The organism is Paenibacillus piri, from assembly GCF_004354045.1.
GTDB classification, from domain to species: domain Bacteria; phylum Bacillota; class Bacilli; order Paenibacillales; family NBRC-103111; genus Paenibacillus_S; species Paenibacillus_S piri.
The window spans coordinates 233228-251402 of the sequence record NZ_SMRT01000005.1; the positions used below are offsets into that span (position 1 = coordinate 233228).

20 protein-coding genes and 1 other annotated feature are annotated in these 18175 nt (G+C 52.6%); of the genes, 19 read left to right on the plus strand and 1 reads right to left on the minus strand.

What is annotated here, in order from left to right; all coding sequences use genetic code 11:
* The first annotated feature begins 329 nt into the window (after nucleotides 1-329).
* Together E1757_RS13590 and E1757_RS13595 are read left to right on the plus strand one after the other, a co-directional pair.
* Nucleotides 330-833: a ferritin gene (locus tag E1757_RS13590; RefSeq protein ID WP_133229120.1), complete on the plus strand. Its 504-nt coding sequence runs from the start codon at nucleotides 330-332 to the stop codon at nucleotides 831-833.
* A gap of 149 nt (nucleotides 834-982) precedes the next feature.
* The gene (locus tag E1757_RS13595; protein ID WP_165972109.1) at nucleotides 983-2362 is read left to right on the plus strand and encodes an SPOR domain-containing protein; all 1380 of its coding nucleotides are present in this window, start codon (nucleotides 983-985) and stop codon (nucleotides 2360-2362) included.
* Nucleotides 2363-2447: 85 nt separating this feature from the next.
* On the opposite strand, the gene E1757_RS13600 is transcribed toward E1757_RS13595, so the two are convergent.
* Entirely contained in the window at nucleotides 2448-3752 is a 1305-nt protein-coding gene (locus E1757_RS13600; protein ID WP_133228883.1) for an N-acetylmuramoyl-L-alanine amidase, read from the minus strand.
* A gap of 431 nt (nucleotides 3753-4183) precedes the next feature.
* Here E1757_RS13600 and E1757_RS13605 point away from each other — a divergent pair, with 431 nt between their 5' ends.
* The 17 genes from E1757_RS13605 to obgE all read left to right on the plus strand — a co-directional run bounded on the left by E1757_RS13605 (nucleotide 4184) and on the right by obgE (nucleotide 17764).
* Nucleotides 4184-4426 (plus strand): DUF4321 domain-containing protein, encoded by a 243-nt coding sequence (locus E1757_RS13605; protein WP_133228885.1) that lies wholly within the window; start codon nucleotides 4184-4186, stop codon nucleotides 4424-4426.
* A gap of 69 nt (nucleotides 4427-4495) precedes the next feature.
* Entirely contained in the window at nucleotides 4496-5101 is a 606-nt protein-coding gene (locus tag E1757_RS13610) for a Maf family protein (RefSeq protein ID WP_133228887.1), read from the plus strand.
* Nucleotides 5102-5161: 60 nt separating this feature from the next.
* A complete protein-coding gene (gene radC, locus E1757_RS13615; protein ID WP_133228889.1) occupies nucleotides 5162-5851 on the plus strand; it encodes a RadC family protein in 690 nt (229 codons plus the stop codon).
* A 132-nt stretch (nucleotides 5852-5983) separates the two neighbouring features.
* Nucleotides 5984-7018 (plus strand): rod shape-determining protein, encoded by a 1035-nt coding sequence (locus tag E1757_RS13620; RefSeq protein WP_133228891.1) that lies wholly within the window; start codon nucleotides 5984-5986, stop codon nucleotides 7016-7018.
* 37 nt (nucleotides 7019-7055) lie between these two features.
* Nucleotides 7056-7916 (plus strand): rod shape-determining protein MreC, encoded by an 861-nt coding sequence (mreC, locus tag E1757_RS13625; protein WP_133228893.1) that lies wholly within the window; start codon nucleotides 7056-7058, stop codon nucleotides 7914-7916.
* A gap of 4 nt (nucleotides 7917-7920) precedes the next feature.
* On the plus strand, nucleotides 7921-8448 hold the full coding sequence (gene mreD, locus E1757_RS13630) for a rod shape-determining protein MreD (protein WP_133228895.1): 528 nt from the start codon (nucleotides 7921-7923) through the stop codon (nucleotides 8446-8448).
* A 69-nt stretch (nucleotides 8449-8517) separates the two neighbouring features.
* On the plus strand, nucleotides 8518-9168 hold the full coding sequence (locus E1757_RS13635) for a septum site-determining protein MinC (protein WP_133228897.1): 651 nt from the start codon (nucleotides 8518-8520) through the stop codon (nucleotides 9166-9168).
* Between the two features lie 19 nt (nucleotides 9169-9187).
* Complete coding sequence (gene minD, locus E1757_RS13640) at nucleotides 9188-9982, plus strand: septum site-determining protein MinD (protein WP_133228899.1); 795 nt, start codon at nucleotides 9188-9190, stop codon at nucleotides 9980-9982.
* Nucleotides 9983-9989: 7 nt separating this feature from the next.
* The gene (locus E1757_RS13645) at nucleotides 9990-11135 is read left to right on the plus strand and encodes an FtsW/RodA/SpoVE family cell cycle protein (RefSeq protein ID WP_133228901.1); all 1146 of its coding nucleotides are present in this window, start codon (nucleotides 9990-9992) and stop codon (nucleotides 11133-11135) included.
* 279 nt (nucleotides 11136-11414) lie between these two features.
* Nucleotides 11415-12332, plus strand: a complete 918-nt coding sequence (locus tag E1757_RS13650; RefSeq protein ID WP_133228903.1) for a M23 family metallopeptidase — start codon at nucleotides 11415-11417, stop codon at nucleotides 12330-12332.
* A complete protein-coding gene (locus E1757_RS13655) occupies nucleotides 12325-13209 on the plus strand; it encodes a M50 family metallopeptidase (protein ID WP_246079187.1) in 885 nt (294 codons plus the stop codon). The genes E1757_RS13650 and E1757_RS13655 overlap by 8 nt, the downstream gene beginning before the upstream one ends.
* 22 nt (nucleotides 13210-13231) lie before the next feature.
* Nucleotides 13232-14473 (plus strand): Rne/Rng family ribonuclease, encoded by a 1242-nt coding sequence (locus tag E1757_RS13660; RefSeq protein WP_133228907.1) that lies wholly within the window; start codon nucleotides 13232-13234, stop codon nucleotides 14471-14473.
* Nucleotides 14474-14524: 51 nt separating this feature from the next.
* Nucleotides 14525-14612: a sequence feature (ribosomal protein L21 leader region), on the plus strand.
* A gap of 14 nt (nucleotides 14613-14626) precedes the next feature.
* Nucleotides 14627-14938, plus strand: a complete 312-nt coding sequence (gene rplU, locus E1757_RS13665; RefSeq protein ID WP_133228909.1) for a 50S ribosomal protein L21 — start codon at nucleotides 14627-14629, stop codon at nucleotides 14936-14938.
* A 9-nt stretch (nucleotides 14939-14947) separates the two neighbouring features.
* Nucleotides 14948-15280 carry a ribosomal-processing cysteine protease Prp gene (locus E1757_RS13670; protein ID WP_133228911.1) on the plus strand — a complete coding sequence of 111 codons (333 nt, stop codon included), beginning with the start codon at nucleotides 14948-14950 and terminating at the stop codon, nucleotides 15278-15280.
* Between the two features lie 15 nt (nucleotides 15281-15295).
* Complete coding sequence (gene rpmA / locus E1757_RS13675) at nucleotides 15296-15607, plus strand: 50S ribosomal protein L27 (protein ID WP_133228913.1); 312 nt, start codon at nucleotides 15296-15298, stop codon at nucleotides 15605-15607.
* Between the two features lie 153 nt (nucleotides 15608-15760).
* The gene (locus E1757_RS13680) at nucleotides 15761-16405 is read left to right on the plus strand and encodes a Spo0B domain-containing protein (RefSeq protein ID WP_133228915.1); all 645 of its coding nucleotides are present in this window, start codon (nucleotides 15761-15763) and stop codon (nucleotides 16403-16405) included.
* 57 nt (nucleotides 16406-16462) lie between these two features.
* Nucleotides 16463-17764, plus strand: coding sequence for a GTPase ObgE (gene obgE, locus E1757_RS13685; RefSeq protein ID WP_133228917.1), 1302 nt, complete (start codon nucleotides 16463-16465; stop codon nucleotides 17762-17764).
* Nucleotides 17765-18175 lie beyond the last annotated feature (411 nt).

The window sequence follows — 18175 nt, forward strand, 5'->3', positions numbered from 1 at the left end:
ATAATTAGCGCAATACCGGAGGCGGAATATATGCGTTCAACGCCTCTTTCCAGATGACGATTCCGATGACGGCCCGTAAGCGCGGTTCCAACGCCGGACCCAATAGCATATGCGGTGCTTAGCGGGATTTGCCGCAGTCGTCGCCCGACCAGCTTATCGTTGGATTGCAGCAAAGAATCGGATGAACCCGGCGCATTCGAAAGGATGTCGGGCATGAGCTTGGGCGCTTTATGGATTCTCTCTCCGATTTTAGGAATGCTAATCGTATCAGGCGTTTTATACGTCTGGGAATTTTTCGAAAATAAACCTGGAGGGTGTGTGTCCGATTGCTGAATGATAATTTAAGCAAAGCGCTGAACGACCAATTGAACTTTGAGTTTTACTCCGCCCACGTTTATTTGGCTATGGCTGCGTACTGCTCGGCGGAAAGTCTGGACGGCTTCGCCAACTTTTATATCGTGCAGGCGGAGGAAGAACGGTTCCACGCGATGAAAATATATAAATTTTTGAACGATAGGGGAAGACGGGCCTACATTCAGGGGATGGGCGATCCGAAAAATGATTACAGCTCCATGCTGGATGTGTTCGAGCACGCCTTTGAGCATGAACGGATCGTGACGCAGCGTATATACGGACTGTCCGACCTCGCGCTGAACGAACGCGAGCATGCGACGATTCAATTTTTGAAATGGTTTATCGACGAGCAGGTTGAAGAAGAAGCGATGTTTGATACGATCATAAATAAGCTCAAACGGATCGACAAGGACAGCAATGCGTTTTTTATGCTCGACGCCGAGTTTTCCCAACGGGTATTTACGCCGCCGGCCCCCTGAGAAGCGGCCGCTGAACTGCCCGCCAGCAGGTCAATATACGATTTTCTCAAAGCATGAACAGAACAATTGGACATGTCCGGTTGTTCTATTTTTTGGCTCTCTCTCATAGTCTAGTAATACGAAAATTGGACAAGAGGAGAGACGTAGAAATGAACAATGCCAAGATGACCTTTCGATTTGACCATGGGAAAAACAAAGGCTCCGAGCGTATTGTCAAAGAAGATAAGGTGATTCCGCTGCATAACGGGGAATACAAGGTAATAAAAAGCGAAGACGCGAAGCCTCGACTGGCGGAAGAAGAGACCCGCTATTTCACGACGGTGCAGAGATTTAAAGATCCGAAGCAGCCCGAGCCGGGCACGTTTATTGACGCTCAGCCGTTGAATCAGTATACGCATGATTTCGGCGGGTGGCAGAGCTCCTTCGATACGGAAACCCAGCGGATTGAAAAGCTGATCCGGGAATCGTCGAAGGAAACCCGGAACCTTGAAACCGGCTACCACGACCGGCCTGACGGAAGCGGCTCCTATCAACCGTACGAGGAGCCGCTGGAGCCGATTCGCGATCACCACTGGTACGTGCCCGAGGATACGACCGCGTATGTGTCCCGTTCTTCGAATTATTCTTGGCTCAAAGTAGCGGCTTCCGTCGCTGGGGCTGTCGTGACCGGGATTGCCTTCGGCTTCTTTGTATTGTCGATGTTTTCCGGCGACTCACAGGACAGCAAAGGAAGTGCCGGCCTTCCGGCAGCCGGCTCGAACGCAGCCGCAACCGTCACCGGAGCGGCCAATGGGGCGGAAGCGGCGAAGGCGCCGCAAATCAATGGCGTGCAGCCTAACGGGCAGGCGGCCGCTCCCGCGTCGGCTTCCGTTTCCGGCGGAGCGTCTGCCGTTGTAACCGCCGTCAACATCCCCGGCAAGACGGTAAGCTTTTTGCAAAGCGGCGTGTTCAGCACGTCCCAAGCGGCGGATGCGGCCCAGACCGAGCTGAAGAAGAAAGGTTTGGCGGCGGTTAGCGATGCCGGCGATAAATATCCGGTTTATGTAGGCATAACCTTGACTCGGGATGAAGCGCTCGGCTTGGCGCAGCAGTTCCAGCAAAAGAAAACCGACGTCATCGTCAAAAATATCGAGCTGCCGGCGCTGAGCAAAATCAAATGGAGCGCAAAGCCTTCGGACAATCTTGCTTCGTACCTCGCGCAGGGCGACAAGCTGCTGCAGGCGATAGCGCCTGTCACACTTGCGCATTTGACCGAATCGCAGCCTACCGCTTTGGACGCTGCGTCGCTGCAATCGGTAAAAACGTCTCATCAATCCTGGACCGCATTAACGGCCGGCGTCAATGAAGGATTGGCCGACGATGCGCGCGCCGCGGTGCAAAAGATGGGTACCGCGATGAATACCGCTGTTTCGACCATGGAAGAGTATAAAAAGAATCCTTCCGTATCCTATATGTGGCAGACGCAAAACGCTTTGATGCAGTACGTGCTGGCACAAAAGGAGCTCCGCAAAGCTGTCGCCGCCCAGTAACGGCGGTGAAATTATTAACAGAAGCCTCCCGAACCGCATAGCCGCTGCGGATCAGGAGGCTTCCGTTATTTGTTGCTGTACGTAGTTAGCGCGATTTTTTCGCGCTCTGCACATACCGGTCGAGCAGCACGGCTGCCTCGGCCCGGGTCATGCGGCGGTCGGGCGCGAAGCGGTCCGCCGCCACGCCTTCGATCCAGCCTGCATGCTGCAGGCTGTAGACCGCCTTGGCCGACCATGCGGCGGTCGGCACATCCTTGAACGCCGGCTGCTGCCCGGCCGGCGCCGCAGCTGCCTGCGGCAGCGCCAGCCGCGCGAACGTCGCGGCTACTTCCGCCCGTGTGACGGGCTGATCGGGACGGAGCGTCCCGTCCTCGTACCCGTCCAGCACACCGGCGCGGACGGCTTCGTTCAAGGTCGCGGCGGCCCAATGGCCTGCCGCCACGTCCTTGAACGAATTAGCCGCGGCGGCGGACTTGGCGCACGCGCCGCCGGTGTAGACGGCTCCGGCGACGGTTTCGCCGCCGCTTCCGGGCGCGCAGCCGCCGGCTGCGCCAGCTGCAGGCTGGACCTTCGACAAGTCGAACACCCGGTTTAGCATTGTCACCCATTCCGCCCGCGTCATAGGGCGGTCCGGCTGAAACTGCCTGCCCACACCTTCAACCACGCCTTGCTTGCTCATGCGCATAATCGCTTCCCGGGCCCAATGTCCCCGCGTATCGGAGAAGCCGTCCGGCTGAGCGGCCGCAGGCATATATGCTTCGATGCCTTCGCCGATCGCTTTCGCCATCTTCGTGCGGACATTGTCGCTGGCCAGCAGCGCCGCATCCTTCGTATTGGACAAAAATGCCGTTTCCACCAAAATGCTCGGAATCGTGCCCATCCGTACAACATAGACGGAGCTCGGCACGATCCCGAGATTGTCCATGTCCAGCGATTCGACAAACCTGTCCAGCACCCGTTGGGCGAAATTTTTGCTGTCCTGCGTTAGCACCGCCATTTCCTTGCTGGCCGGATATTTATCCTGGGCGTAATTATCGTCATAATATAGCACCATCGCACCGCGACTTTCGGGCGTGTAAGAGTTGGCATGAATGGAAATGAACAAGTCGGCGTTCTGCCCGTTTGTCATGTCCATGCGATCCTTCAGGGACACATACGTATCATTGTCGCGCGTCATGAATACGTCGTAGCCTTTTTGGATGAGTAAATCCCGAAGCTTTAGCGCGATATCGAGATTGATAGTTTTTTCATTTAGGCCGTTAACGCCGACGGCGCCCGGATCCGAACCGCCGTGTCCGGGATCGACGACAATTTTCATAGCCCATGAAGAAGATGGAAAAATAATCAAACAAGTCAGTATCAGCATCATGACGGCATAAGGCCGACGCATAAGCAGTTCCCTCCTAAAAAAGCTCCGCAAGCTTCGCTTTTTTTTGGTTGAACGAAAGTATATGTATCTTTACTTTGCTTCCCACAACCTTGACAAACACGCTCGTCCCTATGGAAGGCAGGACCGTTTATCCGATTACGACTTTATCGGGTTAAGACCCCCGCCTCTAAGGCGGGCCTTGAATCAGGTGGGGTAGAGTCCCCATCTGATTCCCCGATGTTCAGCAAAGCTGAACGAGTTCACACCGGTTCCGCAGCCCGCTCCAACCACAGTAAGCATAGGCGCGTTTACTGTTTATTTTACAAGTTCCATATTCCTGTGTAAGCAGGTAACATTCGGCAATTGGTGTGCTATAATATAGCTTGTTTACGACCTTTCATGAATTACAGTCCCCACCTACATATCTCCCGGAAAAGGAATGGGAAAGCGACTTGAAAAAAAATACATTTACTTTCATTTTATTGCTCATCATAGGATTAGTAGCGGGGACGCTTGTAGGCCAGCTGCTGGTTCAGGTGCCGGCACTCGCTTTTTTGACCAGGACGGTAGATCTTTCCTGGGAACCGAAAGCGGACTTGCTTGTGTTCAAATTCGAGCTGCATTTCTGGCTAAAGCCGAATTTGCTCAGCCTGATCGGGCTGGCGGCTGCTTTTTGGATTTACCGGAAGCTTTAGCCACCCGATTGCTGGAGCGGCAACCATTAAACCGTATTTGCAAAACTATTCGGGACAAGGAGTCAGTATATGTCGATAAAGGATCGGAAAAAGTTGATTCTCGCCTCATCGTCTCCGCGCCGGCAGGAGCTGATCCGCACCCTGCGGCTGCCTTATGAAATCCGGGTCAGCGACGTGAATGAGGATACCGGGCCCGGCTTGGCGCCGGCGGAAATTGTCGAACAGCTGTCCGGTCGTAAAGCCGCAGCCGTCTGCGAAATGTATAAAAGTGAGCTTCCTGAGAACGGGATTATTATCGGTTCGGACACGGTTGTCGTGTTGGAGGGCCGCGTATTGGGCAAACCGCGGGACGAACGGGACGCCTTCGGCATGCTGAGCGCGCTGCAGGGCAGAGCGCATCACGTGTACAGCGGCGTTGCCCTGCTGGATGTGGCGACCGGTCAAACGTTGGTCGATCATCAGGTAACGGCCGTCTATATGAAGCCGCTGACGGGTGGTCAAATCGAACGCTATATTCGTACGGGAGAGCCGATGGATAAGGCCGGCTCATACGCTATTCAAGGGCTTGGCGCGACCATTGTGGAGCGGATTGAAGGGGATTATTTCAATGTCGTCGGACTGCCGATATCGTTATTGAGCGAATTGCTGGAGCGGTTGGGTATAACTGTTCTTTAGTCCGGTATCATGCTATAATGTGAGTTCACACCTACACTCAAAAATGAAAGAGGGGAATGAATGGAATCGAGCAATTTGACATTGCGCGATGTCCCAAACGAAGAACGCCCAAGAGAACGCATGATGCAGTATGGGGCTCAAGCATTAAGCAACGCGGAGCTGCTGGCGATATTGCTGCGGACCGGAACGTACCAGGAATCGGCGGTTCATTTGGCCCAGCGAATACTAAGCCAGTCCGGAGGCCTGCGAAGTCTCGTTGACATGAGTCTGGAGCAGCTCACCGAAATTAAAGGCATTGGCGCAGCCAAAGGCTTGCAAGTTCAAGCTGGCATCGAGCTGGGGCGCCGTTTGGCCCGAGTTACGATGACCGATCCGGTGACGGTTCGAACGCCCAAGGATGCGGCCGATCTGTTAATGGAAGAGCTGCGGTATTTGCAGAAGGAACATTTTGTTTGCTTGTTTTTAAATACGAAAAATCACGTCATCGGTCAGGAAACGCTGTCGATGGGCAGCTTAAATGCGTCGATCGTGCACCCGAGGGAAGTGTTTCGGGCGGCGATCAAGCGGAGCAGCGCTTCGCTCATTTGCGTGCATAACCATCCCAGCGGCGACCCGACCCCTAGCCCCGAAGATATTCAATTGACGCAGCGCCTTGTAGAGGCTGGCGATATTGTCGGTATTGACGTGCTCGATCACATCGTGATCGGCGATCGCAAGTTCGTCAGTTTGAAGGAGCAAGGATTGATGTAATATAATAGAAAATAAGGAAGCTGGTTCAATTTTCGACAAATAGGTACGCATGATCTTCCTTATTCCACACACATGACAATTTACCGACAAAAAGATGAATAGGCAGAGCTATAAAGGAAGGGAGTACCAATCATGTTAGGTGGATTTACCAAAGACCTGGGCATTGACCTGGGGACAGCAAACACGCTCGTATACGTTAAAGGAAGAGGTATCGTCGTCAGAGAACCGTCCGTTGTGGCGCTGCGTACCGATACCAAATCGATAGAAGCGGTTGGAGACGCCGCAAAAAAAATGATCGGCCGGACTCCGGGCAACATCCGTGCCATACGTCCTATGAAAGACGGCGTAATTGCGGATTTTGACACAACTTCGACGATGATCAAATATTTTCTCCGTCAGGCGCAAAAGGACCGCTGGCTGTTTCAGCGCCATCCGAGCGTCATGGTTTGCGTGCCCTCCGGCATTACCGCCGTCGAGAAGCGCGCGGTTGAAGACGCCACGCGGCAGGCAGGAGCGCGTGATGCCTTTACGATCGAGGAGCCGTTTGCGGCGGCGATCGGCGCGGATTTGCCGGTATGGGAGCCGACAGGCAGCATGGTCGTCGACATTGGCGGAGGCACGACGGAAGTCGCGGTCATTTCATTGGGCGGCATCGTGACGAGCCGTTCGATCCGCGTCGCCGGAGATGAGATGGATGAAGCGATCACCCAGTATATTAAACGTACATACAACTTGATGATCGGCGAACGCACATCCGAATCGATCAAGATGGAGATCGGGTCCGCCCTGCAGATGGAATCGCCGGTTCGCTACGAAATTCGCGGCCGCGATTTGGTAAGCGGCTTGCCGAAAACGATGTCGATTACGTCCGATGAAATTACGGAAGCTTTGGCCGATACTGTCAACAGCATCGTTGAAGCTGTGAAAGTGACGCTGGAGAAATGCCCTCCGGAGCTTGCGGCCGATATTATGGACCGCGGTATCGTGCTGACCGGAGGCGGAGCCCTGCTGCGCAATCTGGACAAGCTGCTTTCCCGCGAAACGGGCATGCCGGTGCTTGTTGCCGAAAACCCGCTGGATTGCGTAGCGATCGGCACAGGCCGCGCACTGGAAAATATTCATCTATTCAAAATGAAATCGGGTCCTGCATCCAAATCCAAGCGTTAAAACACATAAATGCGGTAAAGGTTAGAAGGTGGTTGCTTTGAAATTATTGGGGAACAAGAGGCTGCTTATTTTGCTGCTCGGCTTCATTTGTTTCATCGCTCTGATGGGCTTGACCCTCGGAAAGCGGGAACGGATGACATGGCCCGAGAAATTTATTACCGATACCGTCTCCTGGACGCAAGGACTATTTTATAAGCCCGCTGGCTACATAGCGGGTTTATTTGAGGACATCAAACATTTGAACACCATTTTCGAGGAAAATAAAGTGCTCAAGCAGACGCTGACCAAATATGCGAGAGATACGACCAAGCTGAACGATCTGGAGCAGCAGAACAAACGGTTGAAGGAAGCGCTCGGCTTCACGGAGCGTCAAAAGCAGGCGGGACTGTACACATTCCGGATTGCCGAGGTCGTCGCCTTGAATCCGGATTTGCTGAATAACACGGTCCGCATCAACCTGGGCGAGAAAGACGGCATTAAGCCGAATATGGCGGTTATGTCCGTCGAAGGACTGGTCGGTCGGGTCGTTCAGGTGTCTTCCTTTTATTCCAATGTACAGCTGCTGAAAGGCATTGACGACGCAGCGAACGAATCCAAAGCGATCTCGGTAACGATTAAGGGCAAGGAGAACGAGTCGTTCGGCATGATCGAAAGCTACGACCGGGAAAAGCAAAAGCTGATTATGACCAAGATCGATCCTAACGATAAATTGGCGGTCGGCGATGTCGTCATTACTTCCGGCCTGGGCCAGGTTTTTCCGAGAGGAATTGAAGTCGGCAAAGTCATCTCCAGGGAGCCCGGCAACTTCGGCATATCCCACGAGGCGGTCATCGAGCCGTTCGCTTCGTTCGACCACCTGCGCGAAGTATTTGTCGTTATCGTTCCGGAGCAGGGGTGAAGCCGTGAAGCGCAATTGGCTGTGGTTGATACTTACCGTTCTGTTTATATTGGAGGGCACGCTGCTTCAGTGGATTATACCGAGCGTCTGGCAATCGAAGGTGTATGTGGCGCCCCATTTTATTTTGGTGATCGTGCTTTATATCGGGCTGTATGTAAACCGTCATACCGCTCTGGTCTACGGACTGATATTCGGGATTCTTCAAGATATTATTTACTATTCTCCCATGCTCGGACCGATCTCGTTTGCGATGGGGCTGTCCGGTTATTTGGCCGGTCTGACGAACCGCCGTCTCTATTCGAACATCGTCGTCAGCATGCTGGTGATTGCGCTCGGCAATTTGCTTTTTGAAAGCATCATTTTCGGGCTGTACCGGCTGTTCCAAATTACGCATTTAGACCTTCAGTGGGTATTTTTCCACCAAATGCTTCCAAGTATGCTGATTAATCTTCTGTTTGCGCTGGTCGTCTATGTGCCGGTCAGGAGGCTGTTCGAAAGCATTCAGAGCGGCAAGCCGTTAACAGAGGAATAAATTTAATCGGTCAAGCAGGAAACGGGCGTGAAAAAGCCGAATTGTATAGGCTGGGGGGTTGGAACGTGTATGACTGCGTTGAAGCACCATGTAACGATAAAAGGGTTCAAGGACGGCCTTATCTTTTTATTGGACGATACTTGCGAATTTGCCGAGGTCGTTCAAGAGCTGAAGCATAAATTGGAAAAAACGCATCAGAAAATATTAACGGGGCCGATCATTCACGTCCATGTGAAGCTGGGCTCCCGTCAAGCTTCGGATGAAGAAAAGGAGCAGATTCGTGAGATTATCGGACAAAAAGGCAATCTGCTGATCCAGTCGATCGAATCGATAGAGGAGTCCCCCGCAGCGCTTTTGGCCGATATGGCGGATGTCCGGCTGGTCCGAGGAATGGTCCGCTCCGGACAGACGTTGGTCAAGGAAGGCAATATTTTATTTCTCGGCGATGTCAACCCGGGCGGCGAGATCAAGAGCTCCGGCAGCATTTACATCATGGGCTCTCTGCGCGGGATGGCGCATGCAGGCATTGACGGCGACGAATCGGCGATCATCGCTGCCTCGCATTTAAGGCCGACGCAGCTGCGGATCGCCGCTATTATTAGCCGGCCGCCGGATGAATGGGGCATCAACGAGGCGTATATGGAGTTTGCCTATATTAAAGACGGTAAAATGGAAATCGATAAGATTCATCATTTGCATAAATTAGACTTGATGCAGTAATGCGAAGGAGTTGAGCATAGTGGGAGAGGCAATTGTCATCACTTCGGGTAAAGGCGGCGTAGGAAAAACGACCACTTCAGCGAATATCGGGACAGCATTGGCGCTTCAGGGAAAAAAGGTTTGTATGGTGGATACGGATATCGGTCTGAGAAATCTGGATGTCGTCATGGGTCTGGAAAACCGGATCATCTACGATCTGATCGATGTAGCCGAAGGGCGCTGCAGGCTGCAGCAGGCGCTGGTCAAGGACAAGCGTTTCGAAGAGCTGTACATGCTGCCGGCCGCGCAAACGAAGGACAAAGACGCGATATCTCCGGACGCGGTCCGCGATATAATTCTCGAATTGAAAAAAGATTTCGAATTTGTCATCATCGATTGTCCTGCCGGGATTGAGCAAGGATTTAAAAACGCGGTAGCCGGGGCGGATAAAGCGATCGTGGTCACGACGCCGGAAAACGCCGCAGTGCGCGACGCCGACCGGATCATCGGGCTACTGGAAGGCGCAAAGGTGCATTCGCCGAAGCTGATTATCAACCGAATCCGCGCCAATATGGTGAAGAAGGGCGATATGCTCGATATCGATGAAATTTGCTCGGTGCTGGCCATCGATTTGCTCGGTATCGTACCGGATGACGAATACGTCATCAAAGCGGCCAATAGCGGCGAGCCGACGGTGATGAATCCGAACTCGCGTGCGGCGATCGCTTACCGCAATATTGCGCGGCGCATGCTGGGCGATAATGTGCCGCTGATGCCGATGGAAGATAAACCGGGCGTATTCCGCAAATTGAAGAAGTTTATCGGGATAGGATGAGCGCGTCTTGCTGCACAAATATAAGAACGTCGACTTTCTCATCGTAGGCATCCTGTTAATTTTTATGGTCATTAGCACGCTGCTCGTGTATAGCGCAACGCTGGATGATCCGTACATTGATTTTGACTTGAAAAAGACGCTGACGATTTACATCATTTCGATTATAGCGCTGGCCGGAGTGACTTTTGTCGACTATCGGGTCATGCTCAAATTATCGCCCTATTTTTATACGGCAGGTGTTGTATTGCTTGTTGCGGTATATAAATTCGGGCTGGAAAAGAACGGCGCCAGGAGCTGGTTCTCACTGCCGGGAGGGCTGGAATTTCAGCCGGCCGAGTTTGTGAAGCTCGTCCTTATCATCGGATTGGCTGCCTATATGGCAAGAAGACAAGGCGAGCCGCTTTCGTTTTTGACGGATGTCATTCCGGTAAGCACAATCGTGCTGGTACCCTTTGTTCTCGTGCTCATTCAACCGGACTTGGGGAACGCGATTATTTTTCTCGTGATATTGGTCGGCATGCTGTGGATCGGCAATATCAAGTATTTGCATTTTTTGATCGGCGTGCTGCTTGCAGTGGCGGCATTGGCTTTGTTCATGTACTTGTTTACGCATTATCACGATCCGATCAAAACGTATTTTACGGAAAAGGGAAAGGCGCACTGGGTAGCCCGTATCGACACGTTTATCAGTCCCGAAAACGCGACCAAGGACCAGAAGTTCCAGGTCGACAATTCCATTAAAGCGATCGGCTCGGGCGGCTTGACCGGCGAAAATTATTTAAAGGGAACGTCGGTGCACCGCAATTTTATTCCTTATGCATATTCCGATTCGATCTTCGTCGTGCTGGCCGAGGAGTTCGGCTTTGTCGGCTCGTCGGTGCTGCTGCTGCTCTATTTCGTGCTCATTTACCGGATGATACTCATTTCAATCCAATGTACCGATAAAACGGGCTCGTACATCATCATAGGGGTCGTTTCGATGTTCGTCTTTCAAATATTCGAAAACGTCGGGATGTTGATCGGCATTATGCCGCTGACCGGGATTACGCTGCCTTTTATAAGCTACGGCGGCACGTCGCTTCTTATCAATATGATGAGCATCGGCCTGGTCATGAGCATCCGCGTGCATCAGGAAAAGGAACCGAGGTTCTGATCCGCCAATCCAAAGAGCAATTTCCACCATTAAGCACCCTTCGGGGTGCTTTTTTTTATGCTAAAGGCTGATCCCGAGTTCAGCCAAGGTCAGGCAAGAACGGCACCGGCTACATAACAATTATTCCCGCCAATGGGAGCCGCCCGCTGTTATATTCGGATGTACAGGCTCATAGGATGAAGTATACAAGCCCCTGCCTGTCTCTTCGGTTTCGCGTGTGCCGCTCGCATCGGCTGTATAACATCGGGGACAGGCTTTAAATTGAAGGAGGGTCTGGTTATGGAAACAAGGGATAAGGTGCGTCAAAGGCGGATGGAGCGGATCCGGCAGCTGCAGGAAGCCGACCGGTCCGCTTACTATAGCCCTTCGGAATATGCGGGCCCGGCAAGGCCGGAGCAATCCTCCCTCGAGCGCGTACCGAGAATCGGCGGAAGGGAAAATCCTTATGCCGCCGGTTACCGGAAAGACCTGGATCGGTGGAACGATCCGGAATATGTATGGAAGCAAAAAATGGAGCGCGACCGCAACATATCAGGAACGTACAGGAACGGCGATTTCCGCGATGACGGCGGCAACCGGTTCGTTCCTTCGCGCCGGGGCCTGCGCGCAAAGCTGGTCATCAGCTGCATGTTATTCGCGGCGGTTTGGGGCATTTTCCATGTGAACCATCCATGGGCCAATAAAGGCAAGGCGTTCATTACCGCGGCCTTGAATGAACCGTATGATTTTCAAAAGGTGGCCTTATGGTACGAGCGGCAGTTTGGCGGTACGCCGACGCTGCTGCCCGCGCTCAATCCGGTGAAGCATGAAGAAGCGCAAAAAGTGTCGGCCGATGCCAGTCATTATTTTGCGCCGGTGAAAGGCAAAGTGATTGCCCCCTTCGAGCCGGGACGTCAGGGGATCACGTTGGAGACGAAGACGGATGCCACGGTAGCGGCTGTGGACAAAGGATTGGTTGTGTTTGCCGGAAACAGGGAAGATACGGGCTATACGATCATCATTCGGCATACGAACGGGATGCAAACGGTCTACGGTTGGATTGAGCAGGGCAAGGTTGAATTGAACGATTGGATCAAAGGAGGGGAAACGATCGGAACCGTATCGAAAAACAGCTCCAGGCCATCGGGCTATCTTTATTTTGCCATTTCAAAAGACAATAAATATATAAACCCCGCGGATGTGGTCAGCTTTGACTAATTGGAACCGGTGGTTCGGCACCATATACCGATTTCACCCTTTATTTTCAATCGTGATCCTGCTGTCCGTGCTGGCGGGTTACTTTATAGAAACGGCCACATTATTTGCGATTGTGTTCGTGCACGAGCTCGGTCATGTGCTGGCTGCCAAAAGCTTCGGCTGGCGGGTCAAGGAAGTGCAGCTGCTGCCTTTTGGCGGCGTAGTCGTCGTGGAGGAACAAGGGAGCGTACCGGCCTGGCAGGAAATCGTCGTCGCGCTCTGGGGACCGCTGCAGAACGTCTGGATGATCGCCGCAGCCGCGGGCTTGCAGTGGTGCGGCCTGATTTCGGGGGATTGGGCGGCGTATTTCATTCAGGCTAACGTATTTATTGCTTTGTTCAATTTGCTGCCGATCCTTCCGTTGGACGGCGGTAAAATGATGCAATCATGCTTGAGCCTATGGCTGCCTTATCATCGGGTTATTGTATTCAGCTGTCTCATCAGTCTCGCGTTCAGCTCGGTGCTTGTCGCGATTTCGCTATTGCATGCGCTTCGCGGAGGCATCCAAATGAATTTGCTGATCATCGGCCTGTTTCTGCTTTATTCGAACTGGTATGCCTACAAAGGTTTGTCTTACCATTTTATGCGTTTTTTGATCAACCGGGAATTTGTCCTTTCGCGACTTATGAATCAGGGTACATTGGCGCAACCTATTGTAGTAAACGGACGTCTAAAAGTTACGGATATTGTCCGCTTATTTATTCGGGAAAAATACCATCTCATTTATGTCATGGACGAGCGCGGAGCCATATGTGCCGTGCTGCCCGAACAACCCCTGCTGCAGTCCTATTTTAATGAATCCAAGCGGGGATGTGCGATTTCCGAGCTTTTCATGTAAAATGAAGTCCGAGGTGGAGAAGATGAAGCGAATCCTGGTTCAATGCGGACAAGAGCAGATCGAAGTGGCTGTACTGGAAGACGGCAAGCTGGTCGAGTATGACAGCGAGCTGCGCGGAACCGAGCAATTAGCCGGAAACATGTACCTGGGTCGTGTCATGACCGTACTGCAAGGGATGCAGGCGGCATTTTTGGATATCGGGCTGGATAAAAACGCTTTTTTATATATCGATGATATTTTGCCGGCGCATCTGGAAAAGCAGCCCAAGCAGAAGCCGGCGATCACAGACCTGCTGCAGGTGGGACAAACGCTGCTGGTGCAGGTCGTAAAAGAGCCTGTAGGTACGAAAGGCGCGCGCGTAACGACCCACCATTCCATTCCGGGAAGATGGGGCGTCTATATGCCGGAGGCCGATTATATAGGCGTCTCCCGCAAAATCGAGAACGAATCCGAACGTTCGCGCCTGAAACAGGCCGCGGAAAGCCGTTTGCAGCCAGGCGAGGGCTTTATCGCCAGGACGGCCGCGGAAGGCGTGGACAATGAGCTGCTGGCGGTGGATTTGGAGGAGCTGAGACAGCGTTGGACCGGCGTTCAGGAAGTCGTCAAGCAGCCGGGAAAGGTGCCGCGCAAAGTGTATACGGATTTCGGACTGCTTACGCGTTACATCCGGGACGGCTTCCGCGAGGATGTTAACGAGCTGTGGGTCGACGACAAGGAAGCGTACGCTTCGATCGCCACGATGGTCGGCTGGTCCGCGCCGCTGCTGCAGGACAGGGTCCGGCAATTCGATACGAGGGGCGGATCGCTTTTTTCCGTGTACCAGGTGGACGAGCAGCTGCAGAGCGGCTTCAAGCGAAAAATATGGCTTGATAACGGCGGCTACCTGATCGTGGATTACACGGAAGCTTTGACGGTGTTCGACGTGAATACGGGCAAGTATACGGGCAGCATTAACCTGGAGCAGACGGCCTGCGACACGAATCTTATTGCGGCCAAAGATATCGCCAGACTGCTGAGGCTGCGTGATATCGGCGGACTGATCGTGATCGATTTTATCGATATGGAATCGGAGGCGAACCGTAAGCAGGTGCTTGAAAAGCTGATCGAGGAAACGAAAAAGGACCGTACCAAAAATGCGATAGCCGGCTGGACGAAGCTCGGACTTGTCGAATTGACGCGGAAGAAAGTCAAGGACGGCAAGCAAAGGCTGTATGCGTCGCGCTGCAAGGCGTGCGATGGCACAGGCTGGGTATGGAGCAAATAGGCGTTGCATTGGTATATCATCTATGGTAAAATATTTGGGTGTGTTGCTTTTGACATGCTGTAACCGCGCGAAGCGGGTTTAAGCGCGCGTCTTGAATAAAAGGCGGGCCACCTGGCTTTAGGCGAGTCTGAGACATGAGGAGGTGCTGTAACTATGTACGCTATTATTGAAACGGGTGGTAAACAATACAAAGTTCAGGAAGGCGATGTGCTTTACATCGAGAAGCTGAACGTTGGTGAAGGCGATGCCGTAACTTTCGACAAAGTATTGGCTGTATCCAAAGAGTCCGGCCTGGTGCTGGGAGCTCCGTTGGTATCCGGCGCTGCGGTATCCGCGAAAGTGGAAAAGCACGGTAAAGGTGAGAAAATCATCGTTTACAAATACAAAGCTAAGAAGAACTACCGTCGCAAGCATGGTCACCGTCAGCCTTACACTAAAGTCGTGATTGAAAAAATCAACGCTTAAGGATAAGGCATGATTAGAATTACGATCAGGCGCAAGCCGAATGGCGGTATCCGGTCATTTCAGGTTAAAGGTCATGCATTGTATGATCAGTCCGGCAAAGACATCGTTTGCGCCGGCGTTTCGGCGGTTACGGTCGGCACGGTGAATGCGGTCGAGGCTCTATTGGGACTAGAGCTTCAAGTCGAAACCAAGCATGGCTTGCTCTATGCGGAAGTGGCCGACAACCTCGATGAAGCATTGGAAACGAAAGTGCAGCTGCTGCTGGAATCGATGGTCGTCATGCTGCAATCGATTGAACAATCGTACGGTGCATATATAGCCATGCAGGAACAAATTAAATGAAGGAGGTAGACTTCCATGCTACAATTAAATCTTCAGCTGTTTGCATCCAAGAAGGGTGTAGGTTCCACGAAGAACGGTCGTGACAGCATCGCGAAGCGTCTTGGCGTGAAGCGTGCGGACGGTCAGCAAGTAACGGCCGGCAGCATTTTGGTGCGTCAACGCGGCACGAAAATTCATCCGGGCAACAACGTAGGCATCGGTTCCGATGATACTTTGTTCGCCAAGATCGAAGGCGTAGTAAAGTTTGAACGTTTGGGTCGCGATCGCAAAAAGGTTAGCGTCTACCCAGTTGACGTAGCTCCGGTAGCTGCGGCAGTAGAAGTGTAATACGATCATCGACGATAACCCCGGCGATTACGCATCGCCGGGGTTTTTGCATATATCGGGAATTAAAGGGAAGAAACGGAAAGTGAATTTTTCCCTGCACAGTGATATACTGTATAGGTTGAGAATTTGGTACAACGGATCGGAGATGTATGCATGAAGTCTGAACGGATCAATTGCGAACAAACGGACGGAAGCGCGAAAGCGCACGAGCATGCTTTGCCCGGCGAGGCCGGGGATCTGAATTCCAATCTCAGGTTGATTCGCATATTCAACCATTATCGTCACGATTGGATGAATGACATACAGCTGCTGTTCGGCTATGTCAAATTAAAAAAGTATGATAAATTAGAAGACCTTATGGAGAAAATAAAAGGCAGGGTTCTGCAGGAAAGCTGCCTTTCCAAATTGGGACATGCCGACTTGATCGTATATCTCCTGTCTTTCCAGGCGGAAGTGAAAGATATGCTGCTGGAAATTGAAATGGAGCGGGAAATACACATTAACGAGCTGCCGCTTGACGGCGACGGAATGTTCGGGCTGCTTAAAGCCGCCATCGAAGCGTTCAAAAGCAACTCCTTGCATCACGGCGACGGCGAGCACCGGCTGACCGTCGAGCTGGCGGATAAGAACGGGCGGCTGGAAATCCACATGCGCTACCAGGGAACGATCAAACGCGAGCTGCTGTCCGAAGAGCTGGAGCGGGCGGTTTCAGCGTCTGCGCTGAAAGTGAGATGGGACAAACGGCTGCTGGACGAGCACCGTGCGGAAGTCCATATCGAAATTCCTTATTCTACATAAACCAACGAACCGGCTTTGCTTGCAAAAAGGTACGGCTGTACGAAAAGAGGTGGAACCATGTTTCTCGATAAAGCGAAAATTTATGTGAAGGGCGGCGACGGAGGCGACGGGCTCGTTGCGTTCCGCAGGGAAAAATATGTGCCCGAAGGCGGCCCCGCCGGCGGCGACGGAGGCAATGGCGGCGATGTTATATTCCGTGTGGACGAAGGCTTGCGGACGCTGATCGATTTCCGCTACCAGAAGCACTTCAAGGCGGCGCGGGGCGAAAAAGGGCGCAATAAGAGCCAGCACGGGGCGGGCGCCGACGACATGATCGTCAAGGTGCCGCCCGGCACGGTTGTGATTGACGATGACACGCAGGAAATATTGGCTGATTTGACGCGCCACGGCCAGCAGGTGATTGTTGCCCGCGGCGGACGCGGCGGACGCGGCAATACGCGATTTGCAACGCCGAACAACCCGGCGCCGGAAATCGCTGAAAACGGCGAGGAAGGCGAGGAGCGCTGGCTCGTAATGGAGCTGAAGGTGATGGCGGACGTCGGCCTAGTCGGATTTCCCAGCGTCGGCAAATCGACGCTCCTGTCCGTCGTTTCGGCGGCGCAGCCGAAAATCGGGGCTTATCATTTTACGACGCTGACGCCGAATCTGGGCGTCGTCGACGTTGGCGACGGGCGCAGCTTCGTCATGGCCGACCTGCCCGGCCTGATTGAAGGGGCGCATCAGGGCGTCGGGCTCGGGCATGAGTTTTTGCGTCATGTGGAGCGTACCCGCGTCATTATTCACGTAATCGATATGGCAGGTACGGAAGGGCGCGACCCGTTTGACGACTGGCTCAAAATCAACGAGGAGCTGAAGCTGTACAGCGCCAAATTGGAGGAGCGGCCGCAAATTGTAGCCGCCAACAAGATGGATATGCCGGAGGCGGAAGCGAATTTGGCCGAATTTTCAAGACGGTTGGCCGAGACCCATCCGGAAACGCGGATTGTGCCGATTTCGGCGGTTACGAAGAGCGGCGTGCAGGAGCTGCTGTATAAAGCGGCTGACCTGCTCGCCACAATTCCGGAAATGCCGCTGGTCGAAGATTTGGTCGACTTGTCCGAGCGCAAGGTTTACAAGCTTGAAGCGAAGGACGAGGAAGATTATGTCATCCGCAGAGAAAACGAAACGTTCGTGATCGACAGTCCGAGCATTGAGAAGCTGATCAAGCGTACGAACTTCAGCACGCAGGAGTCCGTCACCCGTTTTGCGCGCATTTTGCGCAAGAAGGGGATCGATCAAGCGCTGCGCGAGCGTGGCGCCCAGGACGGGCAGACCGTGCGGATCGGCGATTTTGAATTCGAGTTTGTGGAAAGAGAATAGCGCAATCTCCTAAACGGAAAATGAAGAGCGTCGGCCTTGTATCGATATGATACGGCTGGCGCTCTTTTTTAACTGAATAGAAAGTATAAGATTCTATACTTTGCTTCGCACAATCTTGATAGACGCGCCCGTCCTCCGAGGCAGTGAAGCCGTTTATGATGGGATGGAACTGAAGAGGCATTGAACTTTTCCGATTTCGATTGTATAGTATATTTATGTAATAAAACCTAACGTCATTACGATTTAATTCGCTGGAATATGCATGATTTAGAGGAGTGATGAGAAGTGAAATGATTATTTTTTCCTTATTATGGACTATAATTGAAATAGTTTGTCAGGAAATATCCATTTTCGTGTTAGTTATAATATTTCGATGACCAACACCGGCGACCGTTACTTTACGGTTCCGAT